Origin of the sequence: Pseudomonas sp. LABIM340 (assembly GCF_040017195.2) — a bacterium.
In the GTDB taxonomy this organism is placed as follows: Bacteria; Pseudomonadota; Gammaproteobacteria; order Pseudomonadales; family Pseudomonadaceae; genus Pseudomonas.
The window spans coordinates 115,566-137,393 of the sequence record NZ_CM200227.1 but is presented as its reverse complement, the minus strand read 5'-3'; the positions used below and the strand labels follow the sequence as shown (position 1 = coordinate 137,393).

At 65.6% G+C, this 21,828-nt stretch carries 19 protein-coding genes; 12 read left to right on the top strand and 7 right to left on the bottom strand.

The window, feature by feature from the left end; all coding sequences use genetic code 11:
• Window positions 1-68 precede the first annotated feature (68 nt).
• The 3 genes from ABKS89_RS00660 to aptA all read right to left on the bottom strand — a co-directional run bounded on the left by ABKS89_RS00660 (window position 69) and on the right by aptA (window position 3,397).
• Window positions 69-1,565: a CoA-acylating methylmalonate-semialdehyde dehydrogenase gene (locus tag ABKS89_RS00660; RefSeq protein WP_081518870.1), complete on the bottom strand. Its 1,497-nt coding sequence runs from the start codon at window positions 1,563-1,565 to the stop codon at window positions 69-71.
• Window positions 1,566-1,738: 173 nt separating this feature from the next.
• Complete coding sequence (locus tag ABKS89_RS00655) at window positions 1,739-2,050, bottom strand: cupin domain-containing protein (RefSeq protein WP_054910633.1); 312 nt, start codon at window positions 2,048-2,050, stop codon at window positions 1,739-1,741.
• Complete coding sequence (gene aptA, locus ABKS89_RS00650) at window positions 2,051-3,397, bottom strand: omega-aminotransferase AptA (RefSeq protein ID WP_138213347.1); 1,347 nt, start codon at window positions 3,395-3,397, stop codon at window positions 2,051-2,053.
• A 137-nt stretch (window positions 3,398-3,534) separates the two neighbouring features.
• On the opposite strand from aptA, the gene ABKS89_RS00645 reads away from it, so the two are divergent.
• The 5 genes from ABKS89_RS00645 (at window position 3,535) to argE (ending at window position 8,488) form a co-directional block, all read left to right on the top strand.
• Window positions 3,535-4,455 (top strand): LysR family transcriptional regulator, encoded by a 921-nt coding sequence (locus ABKS89_RS00645; RefSeq protein WP_081518872.1) that lies wholly within the window; start codon window positions 3,535-3,537, stop codon window positions 4,453-4,455.
• A 301-nt stretch (window positions 4,456-4,756) separates the two neighbouring features.
• Complete coding sequence (locus ABKS89_RS00640; protein WP_348588708.1) at window positions 4,757-6,085, top strand: flavin-containing monooxygenase; 1,329 nt, start codon at window positions 4,757-4,759, stop codon at window positions 6,083-6,085.
• Between the two features lie 3 nt (window positions 6,086-6,088).
• Window positions 6,089-6,499, top strand: a complete 411-nt coding sequence (locus ABKS89_RS00635; RefSeq protein ID WP_015474916.1) for a RidA family protein — start codon at window positions 6,089-6,091, stop codon at window positions 6,497-6,499.
• A 99-nt stretch (window positions 6,500-6,598) separates the two neighbouring features.
• Window positions 6,599-7,273 (top strand): DUF1028 domain-containing protein, encoded by a 675-nt coding sequence (locus tag ABKS89_RS00630; protein WP_138213349.1) that lies wholly within the window; start codon window positions 6,599-6,601, stop codon window positions 7,271-7,273.
• Window positions 7,274-7,336: 63 nt separating this feature from the next.
• Entirely contained in the window at window positions 7,337-8,488 is a 1,152-nt protein-coding gene (argE, locus tag ABKS89_RS00625) for an acetylornithine deacetylase (protein ID WP_138213674.1), read from the top strand.
• A 232-nt stretch (window positions 8,489-8,720) separates the two neighbouring features.
• Here argE and ABKS89_RS00620 read toward each other — a convergent pair whose 3' ends face one another.
• The 3 genes from ABKS89_RS00620 to ABKS89_RS00610 all read right to left on the bottom strand — a co-directional run bounded on the left by ABKS89_RS00620 (window position 8,721) and on the right by ABKS89_RS00610 (window position 11,366).
• Complete coding sequence (locus ABKS89_RS00620; RefSeq protein WP_348588709.1) at window positions 8,721-9,365, bottom strand: HAD family hydrolase; 645 nt, start codon at window positions 9,363-9,365, stop codon at window positions 8,721-8,723.
• Window positions 9,366-9,450: 85 nt separating this feature from the next.
• Window positions 9,451-10,590, bottom strand: a complete 1,140-nt coding sequence (locus ABKS89_RS00615) for a hypothetical protein (protein WP_348588710.1) — start codon at window positions 10,588-10,590, stop codon at window positions 9,451-9,453.
• A 233-nt stretch (window positions 10,591-10,823) separates the two neighbouring features.
• Window positions 10,824-11,366, bottom strand: a complete 543-nt coding sequence (locus ABKS89_RS00610; protein WP_348588711.1) for a gamma carbonic anhydrase family protein — start codon at window positions 11,364-11,366, stop codon at window positions 10,824-10,826.
• A gap of 90 nt (window positions 11,367-11,456) precedes the next feature.
• Between ABKS89_RS00610 and prlC the strand changes: the two genes are divergently transcribed.
• From prlC to ABKS89_RS00580, 6 genes are all read left to right on the top strand, one after another.
• Window positions 11,457-13,502, top strand: coding sequence for an oligopeptidase A (gene prlC, locus ABKS89_RS00605; protein WP_138213353.1), 2,046 nt, complete (start codon window positions 11,457-11,459; stop codon window positions 13,500-13,502).
• Window positions 13,502-13,771 carry a YheV family putative zinc ribbon protein gene (locus ABKS89_RS00600; RefSeq protein WP_024763727.1) on the top strand — a complete coding sequence of 90 codons (270 nt, stop codon included), beginning with the start codon at window positions 13,502-13,504 and terminating at the stop codon, window positions 13,769-13,771. The genes prlC and ABKS89_RS00600 overlap by 1 nt, the downstream gene beginning before the upstream one ends.
• Window positions 13,772-14,020: 249 nt before the next feature.
• Entirely contained in the window at window positions 14,021-15,625 is a 1,605-nt protein-coding gene (locus ABKS89_RS00595; protein ID WP_518301068.1) for an inorganic phosphate transporter, read from the top strand.
• Window positions 15,626-15,840: 215 nt separating this feature from the next.
• Window positions 15,841-16,899, top strand: a complete 1,059-nt coding sequence (locus tag ABKS89_RS00590) for a PA0069 family radical SAM protein (protein WP_138213354.1) — start codon at window positions 15,841-15,843, stop codon at window positions 16,897-16,899.
• A gap of 279 nt (window positions 16,900-17,178) precedes the next feature.
• Window positions 17,179-17,895, top strand: coding sequence for a carbonic anhydrase (locus ABKS89_RS00585; RefSeq protein WP_081518886.1), 717 nt, complete (start codon window positions 17,179-17,181; stop codon window positions 17,893-17,895).
• A gap of 197 nt (window positions 17,896-18,092) precedes the next feature.
• Window positions 18,093-19,628 (top strand): SulP family inorganic anion transporter, encoded by a 1,536-nt coding sequence (locus ABKS89_RS00580; RefSeq protein WP_348588713.1) that lies wholly within the window; start codon window positions 18,093-18,095, stop codon window positions 19,626-19,628.
• Between the two features lie 3 nt (window positions 19,629-19,631).
• On the opposite strand, the gene ABKS89_RS00575 is transcribed toward ABKS89_RS00580, so the two are convergent.
• Window positions 19,632-20,276 (bottom strand): hypothetical protein, encoded by a 645-nt coding sequence (locus ABKS89_RS00575; protein ID WP_138213356.1) that lies wholly within the window; start codon window positions 20,274-20,276, stop codon window positions 19,632-19,634.
• A 417-nt stretch (window positions 20,277-20,693) separates the two neighbouring features.
• On the opposite strand from ABKS89_RS00575, the gene coxB reads away from it, so the two are divergent.
• Window positions 20,694-21,818, top strand: coding sequence for a cytochrome c oxidase subunit II (coxB, locus tag ABKS89_RS00570; RefSeq protein WP_348588714.1), 1,125 nt, complete (start codon window positions 20,694-20,696; stop codon window positions 21,816-21,818).
• Window positions 21,819-21,828 lie beyond the last annotated feature (10 nt).

Below are 21,828 nucleotides of genomic sequence, written 5' to 3'. Positions count from 1 at the left end.
AAGTTCTGCCGCTGGAAACAAAAAAGGCCGGTCATCAGACCGGCCTTTTTCTTACCGCTTATTCACAATCAGCCATTGCTGGGGAAGGCGAACTGCGCCGCTTCGTGCGACTTGCGCTGCGGCCAGCGCTGGGTGATGGCCTTGCGCTTGGTGTAGAAGCGCACGCCATCCGGGCCGTAGGCGTGGAGGTCGCCGAACAGCGAACGCTTCCAGCCGCCGAAGCTGTGGTAGGCCACCGGTACCGGCAGCGGTACGTTGACGCCGACCATGCCGACTTCGATCTCGTCGCAGAACAGGCGGGCCGCTTCACCGTCGCGGGTGAAGATGCAGGTGCCGTTGCCGTATTCGTGGTCGTTGATCAGCTGCATGGCTTCTTCCAGGCTGTTCACGCGCACGATGCAGAGCACCGGGCCGAAGATTTCTTCCTGGTAGATGGTCATGTCCGGGGTCACCTTGTCGAACAGGGTGCCGCCGATGAAGAAGCCGTTCTCGTGACCGGCCACCTTGAAGTTGCGGCCGTCGACCAGCAGCTGGGCGCCTTGCTCGACACCGGTATCGATGTAGCCGGTGACCTTGGCCTGGGCAGCGCCAGTGACCAGCGGGCCCATGTCCAGGCCGCAGTTGGTGCCGGCGCCGATTTTCAGGGCCTTGATCTGCGGAACGATCTTCTCGACCAGCGCGTCGCCGATCTGGTCGCCCACGCAAACGGCCACGGAGATGGCCATGCAGCGCTCGCCGCAGGAGCCGTAGGCCGCACCCATCAGGGCGCTGACGGCGTTGTCCAGGTCGCAGTCGGGCATCAGCACGGCGTGGTTCTTGGCGCCGCCCAGGGCCTGTACGCGCTTGCCGCGCTTGGTGCCTTCGGAATAGATGTACTCGGCGATCGGGGTCGAGCCCACGAAGCTCAGGGCCTTCACTTCCGGGGCTTCGATCAGCGCGTCCACGGCGGTCTTGTCGCCGTGCACCACGTTCAGCACGCCCTTGGGCAGGCCGGCTTCTTCGAAGAGTTCGGCGATCAGCAGGGTGGAGCTCGGGTCACGCTCGGACGGCTTGAGGATGAAGGTGTTGCCGCAGGCGATGGCCAGCGGGTACATCCATAGGGGCACCATGGCCGGGAAGTTGAACGGAGTGATGCCGGCGACTACGCCGATCGGCTGGAAGTCGCTCCAGGCATCGATGTTCGGGCCGACGTTGCGGCTGTATTCGCCTTTGAGGATTTCCGGGGCGGCGCTGGCGTACTCGACGTTCTCGATGCCGCGCTTGAGTTCACCGGCGGCGTCTTCGATGGTCTTGCCGTGTTCTTCGCTGATCAGCTGGACGATGCGCTGCTCGTTGGCTTCGAGCAGTTGCTTGAAGCGGAACAGCACCTGGGCGCGCTTGGCCGGCGGGGTGTTGCGCCAGGCCGGGAAGGCGGCCTTGGCGGCGTCGATGGCCTGCTGGACGGTTTCACGGCTGGCCAGCGGGACCTTGCGGATGGCTTCGCCGGTGGACGGGTTGAAGACGTCGGCGGTGCGGCCGGTGTCGGCGATCATCTCGCCGCCGATCAGGTGCTTGACGGTGGTCATGGGAAGTCTCTTCTCGCTTGAGTGGTTCGGGTGAAGGGCTTCAAGAGCCCCTCTCCCCAGCCCTCTCCCTGAAGGGAGAGGGAATTGTTCGGGGTGAAGCGTGGGCTGCAAGGCATGCCGGCAGTCACTCTAAGGTGACTCGGCACGGCATGCCTTCTCGCGTGCCCGCGCACTCAGTGGCTGTGCGGGTGGTCGTCGCTCTTGAGCTCGATCTCGATGAACGCCACTTCGTGATCGCAAGGATTGATCACGTTGTGCTCGGTTCCGATCTGACGGGTGTAGCTCGCACCCAGGACCAGCGGCGCGCGGCGCTCGCCCTCGGGGGTTTCCAGCAGCAGTTCGCCGTTGGTCACCGGGACCACGACGTATTCCATGCCGTGGCGATGCCAGCCGGTCTCGGCACCGGGGGCGAAGCGCCACTCGGTGACCAGGACCTTGTCGTTGTCGATCTGTACCGTCGGGACGGCCTTCGGACGCTCGCTCACTTACGCGACCCCGTTGAGGGCGTCGCCCACGGCGCTGAACAGGCGGTCCAGGTCCTCGGGCTTGGCGTTGAAGGTCGGGCCGAACTGCAGGGTGTCGCCGCCGAAGCGCACGTAGAAGCCTTCTTTCCACAGCTTCATGCTGGCTTCGAACGGACGCACGATGGCGTCGCCGTCACGGGCGCCGATCTGGATCGCGCCGGCCAGGCCGCAGTTGCGGATGTCGATGACGTTCTTCGCGCCCTTCAGGCCGTGCAGGGCCTTCTCGAAGTAAGGAGCCAGTTCCAGCGACTGCTGGATCAGGTTCTCTTTCTCCAGCAGGTCCAGCGCGGCGATACCGGCGGCGCAGGCGACCGGGTGCGCGGAGTAGGTGTAGCCATGGCCGAACTCGACGGCGTATTCCGGCAGGTTCTGGCCCATGAAGGTGTCGTAGATTTCGCTGCTGGCGATCACCGCGCCCATGGGGATGGCACCGTTGGTGACCTGCTTGGCGACGTTCATGATGTCCGGCTTCACGCCGAAGTACTCGGCGCCGGTGGCCTTGCCCATACGGCCGAAGGCGGTGATCACTTCGTCGAAGATCAGCAGGATGTTGTGCTGGTCGCAGATTTCGCGCAGGCGCTGCAGGTAGCCCTTCGGCGGTACCAGTACACCAGCGGAACCGGACATCGGCTCGACGATGACGGCGGCGATGTTCGAGGCGTCATGCAGTTCGATCAGCTTCAGCAGTTCGTTGGCCAGCTCGACGCCGCCGGTTTCGGCCATGCCCTTGGTGAAGGCCATGCCCGGCTGCAGGGTGTGCGGCAGGTGGTCGACGTCCATCAGCTGGCCGAACATCTTGCGGTTGCCACCGATGCCGCCCAGGGCGGTGCCGGCGACGTTCACGCCGTGGTAGCCACGGGCGCGGCCGATCAGCTTGGTCTTCTGCGCCTGGCCTTTCAGGCGCCAGTAGGCGCGGGCCATCTTGATCGAGGTGTCGGCGCACTCGGAGCCCGAGCCGGTGAAGAACACGTGGTCGAGGCCGGCCGGGGTCAGCTGGGTGATTTTTTCAGCCAGCTTGAAGGACAGCGGGTGGCCGTACTGGAAGGCCGGGGAGTAGTCGAGGGTGGTCAGCTGCTTGGCGACCGCGTCGGCGATTTCCTTGCGCGAGTGACCGGCACCGCAGGTCCACAGGCCCGACAGGCTGTCGTAGATCTTGCGGCCCTGGTCGTCCACCAGCCAGCTGCCTTCGGCAGCGACGATGATGCGCGGGTCCTTATGGAAGTTGCGGTTGGCGCTGAAGGGCATCCAGTGGGCCTTCAGGTTCAGTTCGCTGGCCACCGACGGGGTGACGTTCACTTGCTGGTTCATGGAGCATGTCCTCGACGACAGTCTTGTTGGGCGCGCAGGCCGCGTCGGGCCTGGTGCGATGCTCGTAGATTGGGCCTGACTTAACGTGAGTTAAAGCTTATTCTTCTTACGTTCAGTTTCGGATTGGTAAAACTAAAATGGCGAAACAACGGGCGCCTTCCCTGGGCCAGGTCAGCGACTTCGAGATCCGCCTGCTGCGCATCTTCAAAACCATAGTCGAGTGCGGCAGCTTCTCGGCCGCGGAAAGCACGCTGGGCATCAGCCGCTCGGCCATCAGCCTGCACATGGGCGACCTCGAAAAGCGCCTGGGCATGCGCCTGTGCCAGCGCGGCCGGGCGGGCTTCGCGCTGACCGACGAGGGCCGCGAGGTGTACCGCGCGACCCAGTCGCTGCTGGCGGCGCTGGAGGGTTTCCGCGCCGAGGTCAACGAGTTGCACCAGCACCTGCGCGGCGAGCTGAACATCGGCATCATCAATAACCTGGTGACCCTACCGCAGATGCGCATCACCCACGCCCTGCGCGCGCTGAAGGCCAGCGGGCCGGGCGTGCGGATCAACATCGGGATGACCACGCCCAACGAGATCGAGCTGGGAGTTCTCGACGGACGGTTGCATGTGGGGGTGGTGCCGCTCATCAGCCCGCTGTCGGGGCTGGAGTATTCCGCCCTTTATGAGGAGCGCTCGCTGCTGTTCTGCAGCCAGGAGCATCCGCTGTTCGAGCGCGACGACGCGAGCATCACGGTGGAGGAGATTCACGCCTGCGACGCGGTGGAGCCCAGCTACCGCATCCCCGCCGAAGCCCAGGAGCGCCACCAGGAACTGCGCGGCAGCGCCAACGCCTCCGACCGAGAGGGCATGGCCTTCCTTATTCTCACCGGCAGCTACATCGGCTACCTGCCCGACCACTACGCCGCCGACTGGGTCGCCCAGGGCCGCCTGCGCCCGCTGCGGCCGGAGCGCTTCCACTACGACATCCCGCTGACCGTGGTGACCCGCAAGGGCCGCCGGCCGAACCTGGTGCTGGAGCGGTTCATCGAGGCGGTGGCGGAAAGCCGCTGATCCGCCAGACGTTCAGGATGAATGCCTCCGCAGGATGGCGACACGCAGGTGACGCTGGCGGGGGATCAAGCCCGAACAAGCCACATTCTGCCTATCCAATTTGTCGCCCCAGCCACCAAAAATCCTATACCCCCTCCCCTGCAGCCCGCGAGCCGCGGGGTTTGCGTGGGTGCAGCTTTTCCCTAGCCTGCGACTACAAAAAACATAATTTCGCTATTCACAGCCTCTGAACAGAATGCGGCCAACAGCTCACCGCAGCCGCAACAAGAACAAACGTGATCAGAGTCTGAGGAAGCAAGCCATGACCGACCTGAATCCAGGCGCCTTCGGCAAGAAGTCGCTTGATAACCTGGAAATCGACACGCTGGTCGTTGGCGCCGGACAAGCCGGCGTGGCCATGAGCGAGCACCTGACCCAACAGGGCGTGCCGCACATCGTGCTGGAAAAGAGCCGCATCGCCGAAGCCTGGCGTACCGGCCGCTGGGACTCGCTGGTCGCCAACGGCCCGGCCTGGCATGACCGCTTCCCGAACATGGAATTCCCGGTCGGCCCGGATGACTTCCCGGCCAAGGAGCAGGTCGCCGAGTACTTCGTCGCCTACGCCAAGCAGTTCAACGCGCCGATCCGCACCGGCGTGGAAGTGAAGAAGGTCACCCGCAACGAAGGCCGCCCCGGCTTCACCGTGGAAACCTCCGAGGGCACTCTCCAGGCTCTGCGCATCGTCTCCGCCACCGGCCCGTTCCAGCGCCCGGTGATCCCGGCCATCGCGCCGAAGGACGAGAGCATCCAGCAGATCCACTCGGCCAAGTACTTCAACCCGCAGCAGCTGCCCGAAGGCGCCGTACTGGTGATCGGTGCCGGCTCCTCCGGCGTGCAGATCGCCGACGAGCTGAACCGCGCCGGCAAGAAAGTCTTCCTCTCCGTGGGCGCCCATGACCGTCCGCCGCGCTCCTACCGCAACCGCGACTTCGTCTGGTGGCTGGGTGTGCTCGGTCTGTGGGACGCCGAGGAAGTGCAGCCGGGCCGCGAGCACGTGACCATCGCCGTGAGCGGTGCCCGTGGCGGCGAGACCATCGACTTCCGCCGTCTGGCCAACGAGGGCATCACCCTGACCGGCCTGACCAAGTCCTTCGCTGACGGCAAGGTGACCTTCCAGGACGACCTGGTGGCCAACCTGAAAGCCGGCGACGACAACTACCTCGGCCTGCTGGACGCCGCCGACGCCTATATCGAGCAGAACGGCCTCGACCTGCCGCTCGAACCGGAAGCCCGCAAGGTCTACCCGGACGCCGGGTGCATCCGCAACCCGATCCAGCAGCTGGACCTGGCCGAAGCCGGCATCACCTCGATCATCTGGGCCACCGGCTACGCCGTGGACTTCAACTGGCTGCAGGTGAACGCCTTCGACGACAAGGGCAAGCCCAAGCACCAGCGCGGCGTTTCCCGCGAGCCGGGCGTGTACTTCGTCGGCCTGCCGTGGCTGTCGCGCCGTGGCTCCTCGTTCATCTGGGGCGTATGGCACGACGCCAAGCACGTGGCCGGCCACATCGCCACCCAACGCCGTTATGTCGAATATCAGGATGCCTCGCAGCGCGAAGGCTCCGTTCCGAAAGCCGCATCCTGGGAGTAAGAGATGCCTACCCACACTCGCATCCGCATGTTCAACACCAAGGACACCTACCCGAACCAGACCCTGGACAACGACCTCTGCCAGGCCGTGCGTGCCGGCAACACCGTGTACGTACGCGGCCAGGTCGGTACTGACTTCGAGGGCAACCTGGTGGGCCTCGGTGACCCGCGTGCCCAGGCCGAACAGGCGATGAAGAACGTCAAGCAACTGCTGGAAGAAGCCGGCAGCGACCTGTCGCACATCGTCAAGACCACCACCTACCTGATCGACCCGCGCTACCGCGAGCCGGTGTACCAGGAAGTCGGCAAGTGGCTGAAGGGCGTGTTCCCGATCTCCACCGGCCTGGTGGTGTCGGCCCTCGGCCAGCCGCAGTGGCTGATGGAGATCGATGTCATCGCGGTCATTCCGGACTGATCGATGAACTGAAATGCGATGCGGCGACGTGGGATTTCCTGCCTCGCCGCTTCGTCGTTTGTGCAGGTTTGCGCTGATAGAACAAGCAAAGGAGCCACCATGACCTTCTCCATCGTCGGCCGCTGCGCCGAAACCGGACAACTGGGTATCGCCATCAGCTCCTCAAGCATCGCCGTGGGCGCGCGCTGCCCCTGGGTACGCGCCGGCGTCGGCGCGGTGGCCACGCAGAACATCACCCTGCCGGCCCTCGGCCCGCAGATCCTCGACCAGCTCGAAGCCGGCCTGGAGCCGGGCGCGGCGCTGGACAAGGCGCTCTCCAGCAATGGCTACAGCCAGTACCGCCAGGTGACGGTGATCGACCAGCACGGCAAGGTCGCGCTGTTCACCGGCAGCGAAGCGCTGGGCGTGTACAACGCCGTGGCCGGGGAAAACTGCGTGGCGGCGGGCAACCTGCTGTCGTCCCCCGCGGTGATCCAAGCCATGACCCAGGCCTTCGAAAGCGCCAACGGCTGCCTGGCCGAGCGCCTGCTGGCCGCGATGCAGGCGGCGATGGCCGCCGGTGGAGAGGCTGGCCCGGTGCATTCGGCCGCCCTGAAAGTCGTCGGCGACCTGGTCTGGCCGATTGTCGACCTGCGCGTAGACTGGGCGGACGAAGCGCCCATCGATGAGCTGGAAAAACTCTGGGTGGCCTACAAGCCGCAGCTGGAGGACTATCTGGTGCGCGCCCTCGACCCGACCAAGGCGCCGAGCTACGGCGTGCCGGGCGACGAGTAAGTGACCTTCTCGCGGGAGCGGGCCATGCCTGCTCCTGCAAAAGTTCTGAAGCAGGACCCGACCATGCCTTCCAGCCGCGAAATCCTCGCCGACCTGATCGCCTTCGATACCGTCAGCCGAAATTCCAACCTGGCGCTGATCCACTACATCCGCGACTACCTCGCAGGCTTCGGCATCGCCTGCGAGCTGTTCCACGATGCTGAAGGCGGCAAGGCCAATCTCTACGCCACGCTGGGTCCGCAGGACCGCGGCGGCGTGTGCCTGTCTGGCCACACCGACGTGGTGCCCACCGATGGGCAGCCATGGACGGTCCCGCCGTTCGAGCTCACCGAACGCGATGGCCGCCTCTACGGGCGCGGCACCGCGGACATGAAGGGCTACATCGCCTGCGTACTGGCGGCGGTGCCGGCGTTCCTCGCCCAACCGTTGCGCCTGCCGGTGCACCTGGCCTTCTCCTACGACGAGGAAGTCGGCTGCCTCGGCGTGCGCTCGCTGCTCGCCGCGCTGGAGCACCGCGAACACAAACCGATGCTGTGCATCATCGGTGAACCTACCGAACTCAAGCCGGTGCTCGGCCACAAGGGCAAGCTCGCCATGCGCTGCCAGGTACACGGCGCGCCGTGCCACTCGGCCTACGCGCCGCAGGGCGTGAACGCCATCGAGTACGCGGCGAAACTGATCGGTCGCCTCGGCGAGATCGGCACCCGCCTGGCCGCACCCGAGCGCCATGACCCGCGCTTCGATCCGCCCTACTCCACCGTGCAGACCGGCGTGATCAGCGGCGGTCGCGCGCTGAACATCGTGCCCGCTGAATGCCAGTTCGATTTCGAAGTACGCGCGCTGCCCAGCGACGATCCGCAACAGGTCGCCGATGACCTGCGCGCCTTCGCCGAGGCCGAATTGTTGCCGAAGATGCGTGCGGTAAAGGCCGAGACGGACATCCGCTTCAGCGAGATTTCCGCCTACCCGGCGCTGGTCACCGACCAGCAGGCCCAGGCTGCGGAGCTGATCGCGCAGCTCACTGGCTCGAACGATTTCACCACCGTGGCCTACGGCACCGAGGGCGGACTGTTCCACCAGGCCGGCATCCCCACCGTGGTCTGCGGTCCGGGCAGCATGGACCAGGGCCACAAGCCGGACGAGTTCGTCAGCCTGGAACAGTTGGCCAGGTGCGATGAAATGATGGGGCGGCTGGCGGAGTGGTTGCGCGGTTGATTCACCACGCGGTTTACCCGGCTTCGTAGGAGCGGACTCCGTCCGAGATGGGCGGCGGCTTGCCAGGAGCGGCCGGAAATCGATCGCGAAAGAATCGGCTGTAGGGCGCATAACCCGGAACGGGTTATCCGCCGAATCCCTCGCGGCGGATAACGCTGGCGCGTTATCCGCCCTACGATCCAGTCAGCCGGTCGCGGGCATGGCCCGCTCCTGCAGGTTCAGCGCTGCGCGGTCAGGCAAACGCCGCGCGCAGCTCGTCCATGCTCGCGAAGTAGTGCGCTGGGCTTTCCGCCATCAGCTCTTCGCGGCTGCCGAAGCCGTAGCCGACGCCCGCGGCGGACAGGCCGTTGCGGTGCGCGCCGATCAGGTCGTGCTTGCGGTCGCCGATCATCAGCGTCTGCTTCAGGTCCAGTTGCTCGATGCCCAGCAGGTGCTCGATCAGCTCGACCTTGTTGGTGCGCGTGCCGTCCAGCTCGCTGCCGTAGATCACCTTGAAGTGCCTGGCGAAGCCGAAGTGGCGGGCGATTTCGGCGGCAAACACGGTCGGCTTGCTGGTGCAGATGAACAGCGTGCGACCCTGGCCGCCGAGCAGTTGCAGCAGCTCGGCGACGCCATCGAACACCTTGTTCTCGTAAAGCCCGGTGTCCTTGAAGCGCACGCGATAGTGGTTCACCGCTTCCCAGGCGCGCGCCTCGTCGAAGTCGTAGCTGCTCATGAAGCACTGCAGCAGCGGCGGGCCGATGAAGTGTTCGAGCTGACGCAGGTCGGGCTCGTCGATGCCCAGCTGGGCGAGGGCGTACTGGATCGAACGGGTGATACCCTCGCGCGGGTCGGTGAGGGTGCCGTCGAGGTCGAAAAGGATGTTCTGGTAATGCATGGGATCAGCGTCCGGCCGCGAAAGTCGGGCGGGAAGGATACTGCGCATGGCCGCCCGCGCGAAGCGCCGATCGCCGAGCGACATCTCAGGGCGCCGCGCCCTGCCCCTGTTTGAGCACCCGGAAACCACCGCTGACGCTGACCGGCTCGGCCTCGCCGGCGCCGTAGGTCTGGGCCGCTGACTGATCTTCCGGCGCATCCTCCGGCTGCGCCAGCCGGCCGGTCAGGCTCTGCTGCACGCGGGCGCCGAGGTGATCGACGCCGGACATCACCCCGCCGTCCGGATCACGCATCAGCGCCAGCCACTGTTCGTCGAAGGCGGCGTTGATCTCCTTGCGCAACTGGGTCTCCACCTCGGGCCGGTCGTGGTCGTTGCCGGCCATGCTGAACAAGGTGAAAGCCACCGAGATGACCGAGCCGGCGACCTTGCCGGCCGCGCTCGCCACCACGCCGGCTATGCTGCGGTTGCGCAGCTCGTGCACCAGCTTGGCGCTGGTGCGCTGGGCCACCGGCGAGACGCCGCTGACCTTGGTGCCGGCCCCGGCCTTGCCCGCCGCCGTGCGGATGTCCTGCATCAGCGCGGCGAAGGCCGGCACCTTGCCGATGTCCTTGGCGTACACCACGTCGTACAGCGAAGCATCGCGGCTGGAGGGCGGGCCGAGGGAGATCGCCGGGATGCCCATCAGGTGCTCGTCGAAGGCCTTCTGCGGGATGCCGCGTCGCTGGGGAATTTCCTTCACCGCCACCGTCAGCAGCTCGATGTAATGCCGGGTGGCCTTTTCCATCACCGCGTCGGGGTCGACCTGTTTGGCCACCGGTATCAGCACCTGCTTGCGGTACTGCTCCTGCAGGTAGACGGCCAGTTTGTCGACGGTGGGATCGAGGTCGCCGTGGGAGCCAATCTTGTACCAGGCGACCTTCATGCTCAGCCATTCCTGGGTCCAGTAGCTGGAGAACCAGGGGATGAATTTCTCGTCGGTGCGCTGGTAGACCAGGTCCATCCACTGCTGCATGGCCTCTTCGGCGTAGGCGCGGGCCTGGGAGGTGGCGGCCAGCGAAGCGGCGCCGATGTCGGCGTCGACCTGGTGCCAGGTGGCTTCGCTGATCGGGGCGGCGGGTTGGGCTGGGTGATGGGCGCAACCACTCAGCGCCAACAAGAGCAGGACGATGACACCGCCGCGCCGCCAGGGCGAAACGGTGGCGCTGGGGGAGCACAGACTGTTCATGGCCGCTCGCCGGCTCGGCGGCGCCGTGATGGCTGGCCGCCCGCTGCTGAACCCGGCCGGGCACGCGCTGGCGTCCGGTCACCTCGGGTCAGTATAGGGCGCGAGGTTCGGCACAGCAGGCCGTCCGGCGGGACGGCCTTGATGTAGGGCGGATAAAGCCTCGGGCGTTATCCGCCATCGGAGCATCGGCGGATAAAGCGTTCCGCTTTATGCGCCCTACGGAGGCTCCGCCGTCAGCCTGCGTAACCCTCGGCAATATGCTGATCCTTCAGCTTAACGTAGTTCCCGGCCGTATAGCCGAAGAACGCGCGCTCCTTGTCGGTCAACGGCCGGGCCTTCTTCACCGGGCTGCCGACATAGAGGAAGCCGCTCTCCAGCGTCTTGCCCGGCGGCACCAGGCTGCCGGCGCCGAGGATCACCTCGTCCTCGATCACCGCACCGTCCATGACGATGGAGCCCATGCCCACCAGGATGCGGCTGCCGATGGTGCAGCCATGCAGCAGCACCTTGTGGCCGATGGTCACTTCGTCGCCGATGGTCAGCGGGAAGCCGTCCGGATTGAAGGGGCCGGCGTGGGTGATGTGCAGCACGCTGCCGTCCTGCACGCTGGTGCGCGCGCCGATGCGGATGCGGTGCATGTCGCCGCGAACGGTGACCAGCGGCCAGACCGAGCTGTCCGCGCCGATCTCCACGTCGCCGATGACCACGGCGCTGGCATCGACGAAGACGCGCTCGCCGAGGGATGGCGTTATGCCCTGATAGGTTCGAATCGTCACGATAGATGCTCTCCCAAAGTAAGCCTCTGGCTGCGGATAGGCCCGATTGTATTTAAGATGGCCGGGTGTTTCTTCAGCCAAGGTGCCACCGTGAGCGCGAATCCCCTTCTGCAGAGCTACGACCTGCCGCCCTTCTCCTCCATTCGCCCCGAGCACGTGAAGCCGGCCATCGAGCAGATCCTCGCCGACAACCGCGCCGCCATCGCGCGCATCCTCGCCCAGCAGAACGGCACCCCGACCTGGGCCGGCCTGGTGCTGAGCATGGACGAACTGCATGACCGCCTGGGCAAGGCCTGGAGCCCGGTCAGCCACCTCAACGCAGTGTGCAACAGCGCCGAACTGCGCGAGGCCTACGAAGGCTGCCTGCCGCTGCTGTCCGCCTACTGGACCGAGCTGGGCCAGAACCGCGAGCTGTTCAAGGCCTACGAGTCGCTGGCCGCCGGTGCCGAGTCGAAGACCTTCGACGTCGCCCAGAAGACCATCCTCGAACACGCCCTGCGCGACTTCCGTCTGTCGGGTATCGACCTGCCGGCCGAACAGCAGCAACGCTACGCGGAAATCCAGACGCGCCTGTCCGAGCTTGGCAGTCGCTTCTCCAACCAGCTGCTGGACGCCACCCAGGCCTGGACCAAGCACGTCACCGACGAAGCCGCACTGGCCGGCCTGACCGACTCGGCCAAGGCGCAGATGCAGCAGGCCGCCCAGGCCAAGGAGCTGGACGGCTGGCTGATCAGCCTGGAATTCCCCAGCTACTACGCGGTGATGACCTACGCGCAAGACCGCGCCCTGCGCGAAGAGGTCTACGCCGCGTACTGCACCCGCGCCTCTGATCAAGGCCCGAATGCCGGGCAGAACGACAACGGCCCGGTGATGCAGGAAATCCTCGACCTGCGCCAGGAGCTGTCGCGCCTGCTGGGCTTTGCGAACTTCGCCGAGCTGTCCCTGGCCACCAAGATGGCCGAGACCCCCGAGCAGGTCCTGCACTTCCTCCGCGACCTGGCCGTGCGCAGCAAGCCCTTCGCCGCCCAGGACCTGGAGCAGCTCAAGGCCTACGCCGCCGAACAGGGTTGCCCGAACCTCTCCAGCTGGGACGCCAGCTACTTCGGCGAGAAGCTGCGCGAAGCGCGCTACAGCGTGTCCCAGGAAGCCCTGCGCGCCTACTTCCCGGTGGACAAGGTGCTCTCCGGCCTGTTCGCCATCGTGCAGAAGCTCTACGGCATCCAGATCCGCGAGCTGAACGACTTCGAGCGCTGGCACCCGGACGTGCGCCTGTTCGAGATCGAGGAAAACGGCCAGCACGTCGGCCGCTTCTACTTCGACCTCTACGCCCGCGCCAACAAGCGCGGCGGCGCCTGGATGGACGGCGCCCGCGACCGTCGCCGCACCGCCGAAGGCGAGCTGCAGGCGCCGGTGGCCTACCTGGTGTGCAACTTCACCCCCGCGGTCGGCGGCAAGCCGGCGCTGCTGACCCACGATGAAGTCACCACCCTGTTCCACGAATTCGGCCACGGCCTGCACCACCTGCTGACCCGCGTCGAACACGCCGGTGCCTCGGGCATCAACGGCGTGGCCTGGGACGCAGTGGAGCTGCCGAGCCAGTTCATGGAGAACTGGTGCTGGGAGCCCGAGGGCCTGGCTCTGATCTCCGGCCACTATGAAACCGGCGCGCCGCTGCCCCAGGACCTGCTGGAGAAGATGCTTGCCGCGAAGAACTTCCAGTCCGGCCTGATGATGGTCCGCCAGCTGGAGTTCTCGCTGTTCGACTTCGAACTGCACGCCACCCACGGCGACGGCCGCAGCGTGCTCGACGTGATCGAGGCGATCCGCGATGAAGTCGCGGTGATGCGCCCGCCGGCGTACAACCGCTTCGCCAACAGCTTCGCGCACATCTTCGCCGGCGGTTACGCGGCCGGTTACTACAGCTACAAGTGGGCCGAAGTGCTGTCCGCCGACGCGTTCTCCCGCTTCGAGGAAGAAGGCGTGCTCAACCCGGCGACCGGCGCAGCCTTCCGCGAGGCGATCCTGGCCAAGGGCGGCTCCCAGGAGCCGATGGCGCTGTTCGTGGCCTTCCGTGGCCGCGAGCCGTCCATCGACGCCCTGCTGCGCCACTCGGGCCTGTCCGAGGAGGCGGCGTGATGAGCGAGGTGAAGAAGCGCTTCATCGCCGGGGCCGTCTGCCCGGCCTGCAGCGAGCAGGACAAGATCGTCATGTGGGACGTCGACGGCGTACCGCATCGCGAATGCGTGGCCTGCGGCTATGCCGACACGCTCAATGCCCAGGGCCAGTCGGTGCCGAAAGAGCTGTCCACCCGCGTCAACACCAGCGCGCTGGAAAAGCCCAAGGACCCGAAGGTGCAGGGGGTGCAGTTCTTCCCCAATCCGAAGCTGAAAAAGCCGCAGGAATAGCACCCGCGTGACGCTCAGAGAATGCCCCGGCTTGCCGGGGCATTTCTTTTTGTGGCACCGAAATGTCGCACATCACCACCAACATCAAGGAATGTCGAAGCAGCCTTGCCCTAGCATGGCCCTCCGCCCCGCTCGCCCGGCCCGCCCATGATCGCCATGGCCGGCTAGTCTGTAGGGCATCGCCGCAAGGAATCCGCCAGATGCCGCCACCGACCCGAAGGAAGCGCCCCCGTGCTTGACCGCTTTGGCATGCTCGAGGTGATGCGCGCCTCGCGCCTGACGCAGTTCCCCATCAGCCCGGTGCTGCGCGAGACCCACGGATTCAAGGGTCGCCTGACCTTCTTCCTGCTGCTGGCCGCGGCGCTGGTGTTCACCTTCGCCGCGCTCGGGCACGACATCCACGCCAGCGGCACGCACCTGGAACCCGGCTGGTCGGTACTGGTGCTGGTGGTCGCACTGCTGATCGCCCTGGGCTTCGAGTTCATCAACGGCTTCCATGACACCGCCAACGCGGTGGCCACGGTCATCTACACCAACGCCCTGCCGCCGCGCTTCGCGGTGGCCTGGTCGGGTCTGTGGAATTTCCTCGGCGTGCTCTTCTCCAGCGGTGCGGTGGCCTTCGCCATCGTCTCGCTGCTGCCGCTGGACCTGCTGCTCAAGGTGGACAGCAGCGCCGGGCTGGCAATGATCTTCGCCCTGCTGATTGCCTCGATCCTGTGGAACCTCGGTACCTGGTGGCTGGGGTTGCCGGTGTCCTCGTCGCACACGCTGATCGGCTCCATCGTCGGCATCGGCCTGGCCCACGGCGCCATGGCCGGGCATATCGGCCTGTCCGGCAACGCCTGGTCGCAGCTGCTGACGGTGGGGTATGCGCTGTTCCTCTCGCCGGTGGTGGGCTTCTTCGCCGCCTTCGTGCTGCTGCGGGTGGCCAGCTCGACCATCCGCAACCGCGCGCTGTTCCACGCGCCGGAAGGACGCACTCCGCCGCCCCGGTGGATTCGCGCAATCCTCATCCTGACCTGCACCGGCGTGTCCTTCGCCCACGGCTCCAACGACGGGCAGAAAGGCATCGGCCTGATCATGCTGATCCTGATCGCTACCGTTCCCCTGGCGTTCGCCGTGGATCGCGCACACTCGCCGGAACAGACCCACCAGTTGCTCACCCTCACCCAGTCCAGCCAGGAACAGCTGCACCGTGCCGGCGGCAGCCCGGCGGCGGACCCGCGCCAGGCGCTGTTGAGCTATCAGGAAGATGAGGTGGTCAGACCGGAACTGCTGCCCTCGCTGGGCAGCGTGATCGGCGATGTCGGTGCGCGCCTGGAGCGCTACGGGCAGCTGGACAAGGTGCCGGCCGAAGAGGTGCAGGACCTGCGCAACGACCTCTACCTGAGCCTGGAGACCATCCGCCTGCTGGACCGCAGCGACCAGCACTTCGAACTGGAAACCTGGAGCAGCCTGCAGGCGCTGCGCCAGGGCGGCGAGCAGGCGATCCGCTTCATCCCGGTGTGGGTGAAAGTTGCGGTGGCCCTGGCGCTGGGCCTGGGCACACTGGTGGGCTGGCGACGCATCGTCACCACGGTGGGCGAGGGTATCGGCAAAACGCCGCTGACTTATGCACAGGGCGCTTCGGCGCAACTGGTGGCCATGCTCACCATCGGCGCAGCGGACGGCTTCGGCCTGCCGGTGTCGACGACTCAGGTGCTCTCCTCGGGCGTGGCCGGGACCATGGCAGCCAACGGCAGCGGGCTGCAGTGGCCGACCATCCGCAACATGCTGCTGGCCTGGGTGCTGACGCTGCCAGCGGCCATCGGACTGGCGGCGGGGCTGTACTGGCTGTTCACCCGGCTGCTCTGACGGGTAACAGTAGGGCGCATAACCTGGAATAGGTTATCCCCCGCAGCCTGGCGGCGGATAACGCTGGCGCCTTATGCGCCCTACACACCCTGCAGCTGTGGAATGTAGGAACAACCCGACAGTTGGAAATCAGACCGCCGAGCAGTTAGTGCTGGCTGTGGAAAACTCAGTGGATTACTGTATTCATATACAGTATTTCTTCAGAGCTTTCCCACATGACCACTTCCCTTCCGCCCCGCGGCCGGGGTACCGCCAGCAATCCGCACAACCGCTTCGCGCCGACCACCTCGGTGCCTGTGGATAACGATTGGTACGACGAAGTGCCCAAGCCCCAGGTGACGGAAATCCGCACCGAGCGGGCGAAGTCGGTGATCTCGCGCAACCAGTCGCCGGACCTGCCCTTCGACCGCTCGATCAACCCCTATCGCGGCTGCGAGCACGGCTGCATCTACTGCTATGCCCGGCCGAGCCACGCCTACTGGGACCTGTCGCCGGGGCTGGATTTCGAGACCAAGTTGATCGCCAAGACCAACGCTGCCGAGGTGCTGGAAGAAGAGCTGAGTCGCAAGGGTTACGTCTGCGCGCCGATCAATCTGGGCGCCAATACCGACCCGTACCAGCCCATCGAACGCCAGCAACGGCTGACCCGGCAGATCCTCGAAGTGCTGCTGCGTTTCCGCCATCCGGTGACCATCGTCACCAAGGGTTCGCTGATCCTGCGTGACCTCGATCTGCTGGCCGAACTGGCGCAGCACAAACTGGTGGGCGTGATGATCAGCCTGACCACCCTGGACGACGAGCTCAAGCGCATCCTCGAACCCCGCGCCGCCGCGCCCTCCGCGCGCCTGCGGGCGATCCGCGTGCTGCGCGAGCACGGCATACCGGTGGGCGTGCTGTGTTCGCCAATGATCCCGATGATCAACGACCGCGAACTGGAAGCGCTGCTCGAAGCCGCCCACGACGCCGGCGCCCAGAGCGCCAGCTACATGATGCTGCGCCTGCCGCGCGAGGTCGGCCCGTTATTCGAGGAATGGCTGGCTGCGCACTACCCACAGCGCGCCAGCCATGTGATGAGCCTGATTCGCCAGCTGCGCGGCGGGGAAATCTACGACAGCCGCTTCGGCCATCGCTTCCGTGGTGAAGGTCCGTTCGCCGACCTGCTGGCCAAGCGCTTCGAGGTCGCCATGCGCCGCCTGGGCCTGAACCGGCGCGGCAGCTTCGGCCTGGACTGCACGGCGTTCGCGCCGCCGCGCAGCCAGATGAGCCTGTTTTAACGGACGCCGCTCGGAAATTTCGACGAGCGGAATAGCATCACCGCAATATCGCCCCGCCATGATAGCTTGCCGATATCATCTTGAAATGTCGGCGAAACATCATGCAAAAGCTCATTCCAGAGCGGTTTTTTAATTTTGGTTTAATCTTCGCCGTCTAGGGTTTGAGCACAAAGTGACTCAACGGTCACGCCAGATTTTTTCCCACGGCTGTGCCTTTTCTCCCCAGGGAGAGCGTCGGCTGACGTGGGAAAATTCTTCGTCATTCTTCGAGGCTGATACATGAACGATAAAACGCACGGTGAGGATCACGCCCACGAAACGGCTGACGAGGCGCTTCGCCATATCGTCGAGGGCTTTCGCCAGTTCCGTCATGAGGTCTTCCCGCAGCAGGAAGAACTGTTCAAGAAGCTGGCCCACGCGCAGAACCCGCGCGCCATGTTCATCACCTGTGCCGACTCGCGCATTGTCCCCGAGCTGATCACCCAGAGCTCGCCGGGCGACCTGTTCGTCACCCGCAACGTCGGCAACGTGGTGCCACCGTACGGCCAGATGAACGGCGGCGTGTCCACCGCGATCGAGTTCGCGGTGATGGCCCTGGGCGTGCAGCACATCATCGTCTGCGGCCACTCCGACTGCGGGGCGATGAAAGCGGTGCTGAATCCGCAGAGCCTGGAAAGCATGCCGACGGTGAAGGTGTGGCTGCGCCATGCCGAAGTCGCTCGTACCGTGGTCGCGCAGACCTGCGGTTGCGCCACCCAGGAGCACCTGGGCGTGCTCACCGAGGAGAACGTGGTAGCCCAGTTGGACCACCTGAAGACCCACCCGTCCGTGGCCGCGCGCCTGGCTTCCGGCCAGCTGTTCATCCATGGCTGGGTGTATGACATCGAGACCAGCGCCATCAAGGCCTACGACGCCCAGGAAGGTCGTTTCCGCCCCCTCGACGGCGAAGGCCCGACGCCCAGTGCGACCCCGCGCCCGCGCTATTCCCCCCAGTAAGCGGCTGATACCGGTACGCTCCCGGGGCGCGGCGGCCCGCCAGAACAATCGCCGCGCCCTCCTTTCCTGTTGATCCCTGCCTGAGGCGCGCGCTGCCACTGCGTTCGCCATCCCCCTGAATTGCGCGTGTCGATGCGGTCGAGACCGGCGTCGTGGGCTTTCGCGCGCCCGAAAAATGCTTGAAGGAGAACAGCGCCATGTCGGCCTCCCACTCTGTTCCATCCGGATTTTCCCAACTACGCCAGGTACTGCCGCGCGACCTGCTCGCGTCGGTGGTGGTCTTCCTCGTCGCCCTGCCGCTGTGCATGGGCATCGCCATCGCTTCGGGCATGCCACCGGCCAAGGGCCTGGTGACCGGCATCATCGGCGGCCTGGTGGTCGGTTTCCTCGCCGGCTCACCGCTGCAGGTCAGCGGCCCTGCGGCAGGCCTCGCGGTGCTGGTCTTCGAACTGGTGCGCACCCACGGCATTGCCATGCTCGGGCCGATCCTGCTGCTGGCCGGCGCGCTGCAATTGCTGGCGGGCAGGCTGCGCCTGGGCTGCTGGTTCCGCGTCACTTCACCGGCCGTGGTCTACGGCATGCTCGCGGGCATCGGCATCCTTATCGTGCTCTCGCAGGTCCACGTCATGCTCGACCTCAAGCCGCAGGCGTCCGGGCTGGATAACCTGCTGGCCTTCCCGGCGGCGCTGCTGTCCGAGACCAGTGGCTTCGATGCGGCGCTGCTCGGGCTGGGCACCATGGCTTGCATGGCGCTCTGGGACCGCTTCAAACCCTGCCGGCTGCGCATGCTGCCCGGCGCACTGATCGGTGTGAGCCTGGCGACGCTGGTGAGCATCGCGCTGCCACTGGATGTGCTGCGGGTGAGCGTGCCGGAGAACCTCGGCGACGCCATCGACTGGATCCGCCCGAGCGACCTCGTCGCGCTGCTCGACCCGACGCTATTGCTGGCCGCCGTGGTGGTGGCCTTCATCGCCAGCGCCGAGACACTGCTCTCGGCCGCCGCCGTGGACCGCATGCACTCTGGCCCGCGCTCGGACATGGACCGCGAGCTGAGCGCCCAGGGCGTCGGCAACATGCTCTGCGGGCTGGTCGGCGCGCTGCCGATGACCGGGGTGATAGTGCGCAGCTCGGCCAACGTGCAGGCCGGCGCACGCAGCCGCGCCTCGGCGATCTTCCATGGGCTGTGGCTGCTGGGGTTCGTCGTGCTGCTGGGCGGGCTGCTGCGGCAGATCCCCATTGCGAGTCTGGCCGGCGTGCTGGTCTACACCGGGATCAAACTGGTGGACTTGAAGGCGCTGCGTTCGCTGGGCCGCTATGGGCGCATGCCGGTGCTGGTGCATGCAGCGACCGCCCTGGCCATCGTCGCCACCGACCTGCTGACCGGTGTGTTGCTGGGCTTTGCGCTGACGGTACTGAAGCTGGTGTTCAAGGCCGCGCGGCTGAAGATCAACCTGCGCTACGACGACGAGGGCAACGGCGCCGAACTGCGCCTTGTCGGCGCGGCAACCTTCCTCAAGGTGCCGGCGCTGTCCCAGGCCCTGCAGTCGGTGAAGCCCGGCACGCACCTGCGCGTGCCGCTGCAGCACCTGAGCTACATCGACCACGCGTGCATGGAATTGCTGGAGGACTGGGGCCGCAGCGCCGAGGCCAGTGGTTGCCGGCTGTCCATCGAAGGCAACGGCCTGCGTCGCCGCGTGGAGGGCCGGGTGCGTGCGCTGCAGAGTGCGGGCTGAGCCTCAGTCGCGGCCCAACTCCAGCTCGACGCCGAACTGCCGCGACAGGCACGGCCACTGCTGCCAGGCCATGACCACCTGCGGGTCATTGAGACTGGCGCGGTAGCTGACGGCGGATTCGGCGCTGAAGGTGCTGTCGTCGAGCATGCCGTTGACCGCGTGGTGCACCGCTTCATCCAGCTGGTTGGCGAAGGGTTCGCCGATCAGCTGGTGCGCCACCAGGTTGGCCACCGTGGTGTCCAGCGGGATCAGCGGCTGGTTGAAGTGGGCGATGTAGCGGTCGTTCACTTCTTCCACCAGGCGGTGGGCGAGGTAGGCCTCGTCCAGCAGCGCATCGAGACCGTCGTGGCCGTCGAGCAGCAGGGGCGGGGTGAGGAAGAACTGTTCGGCGAGCTTGAGCACCGGCTTGATGCGGTCCTCGATGCCGGCCGCGCGGGCCACCGAGTTGGCGGCATCGAGGAAGTCCGGCACCTGTTCGATGTAGGCGTGGACGAAGCGCGTCAGCGTGCCGCTGGGGTCCTCTCCCGTCAGGGCGATGCTCTTGTGCAGGCTTTGCAGTTGGCTCTGGATCAGGCGGGCGAGATGGCCATGGCGGGATTCGAGCAGGTGGGCATTCCGGATCAGCTCACGCAGTGCAGCGGTGTTCATGACAGCTCCAAGACAACGGGTTTGGAAAGTGAAGAAAGACCTTAGCCGCACCCCGGCCGTAGCTAAGACGCGATTGTCATATTCATGAACTGTTTATGCCGACGCGGCATATCAGACGGCCAGCATGGTACTCCAAAGCCGCGCCGTCCGTGGCTTTGAGATCGCACTTCGGTCTTTCAAACACAGTTTTTACTCTGCGTTGTTATGTCGCAACCCGTGGCTATACTCCGCTTCGACACACCGAAAACCTGATGGACCCGGCCTGCCCTGCGTGCTGCCGAGGTACGACGTCAAAGTAAGTTGTCTTGGCGGTCACTCCCTTGGCCGTTGGCTTGTTCAGGCTCGATCCCTCTGGAATGGGGATCGCAGCCAGGGCGCTATGCCGGCGGGATAAAAACAACGATAAGGGGAACCCGAATGCTGCGACATCCACGAGTCTGGATGGGCTTCCTTTTGCTCTTGGCTTTCAGTCAGGCAAACGCCGCCTGGACGGTCAACATGACCCCCGGTGCGACAGAAGTCAGCCGTAACGTTTTCGATCTTCACATGACGATCTTCTGGATCTGCGTGGTCATTGGCATCGTCGTCTTCGGCGCGATGTTCTGGTCGATGATCGTCCATCGCCGGTCCACCGGGCAGCAGCCCGCGCATTTCCACGAGAGCACCACGGTGGAAATCCTCTGGACCGTCATTCCCTTCCTGATCCTGGTGGTGATGGCCGTTCCGGCCACCAAGACGCTGATCCACATGTACGACACCTCGGAGCCCGAGCTGGACGTGCAGGTCACCGGCTACCAGTGGAAGTGGCAGTACAAGTACCTGGGCCAGGACGTGGAGTTCTTCTCCAACCTCGCCACGCCCCAGGACCAGATCCACAACAAGGCCAACAAGGACGAGCACTACCTGCTCGAGGTGGACAACCCGCTGGTGCTGCCGGCCGGGGTCAAGGTGCGTTTCCTGGTCACCTCCAGCGACGTGATCCACTCCTGGTGGGTACCGGCCTTCGCGGTCAAGCGCGACGCCATTCCCGGCTTCGTCAACGAAGCCTGGACCAAGGTCGACCAGCCCGGTGTCTACCGCGGCCAGTGCGCCGAGCTGTGCGGCAAGGACCACGGCTTCATGCCCATCGTGGTGGACGTGAAGTCCAAGCCTGACTTCGACAAGTGGCTGGCCGAGCGCAAGGAAGAGGCGGTCAAGCTCAAGGAGCTGACCAGCAAGGAATGGACGAAGGAAGAGCTGGTCGCCCGCGGCGACAAGGTCTACCACACCATCTGCGCCGCCTGTCACCAGCCTGAAGGCCAGGGCATGCCGCCGATGTTCCCGGCGCTCAAGGGTTCGAAGATCGTCACCGGGCCCAAGGAGCACCACCTGGAGACCGTGTTCAACGGCGTCCAGGGCACGGCCATGGCGGCCTTCGGCAAGCAGCTCTCGGAAGTCGACATCGCCGCGGTGATCACTTACGAGCGCAATGCCTGGGGCAACAACGATGGCGACATGGTGACCCCGCAAGAAGTGGTCGCTTACAAGCAGAAACAACAATAAGGAGGCCGCG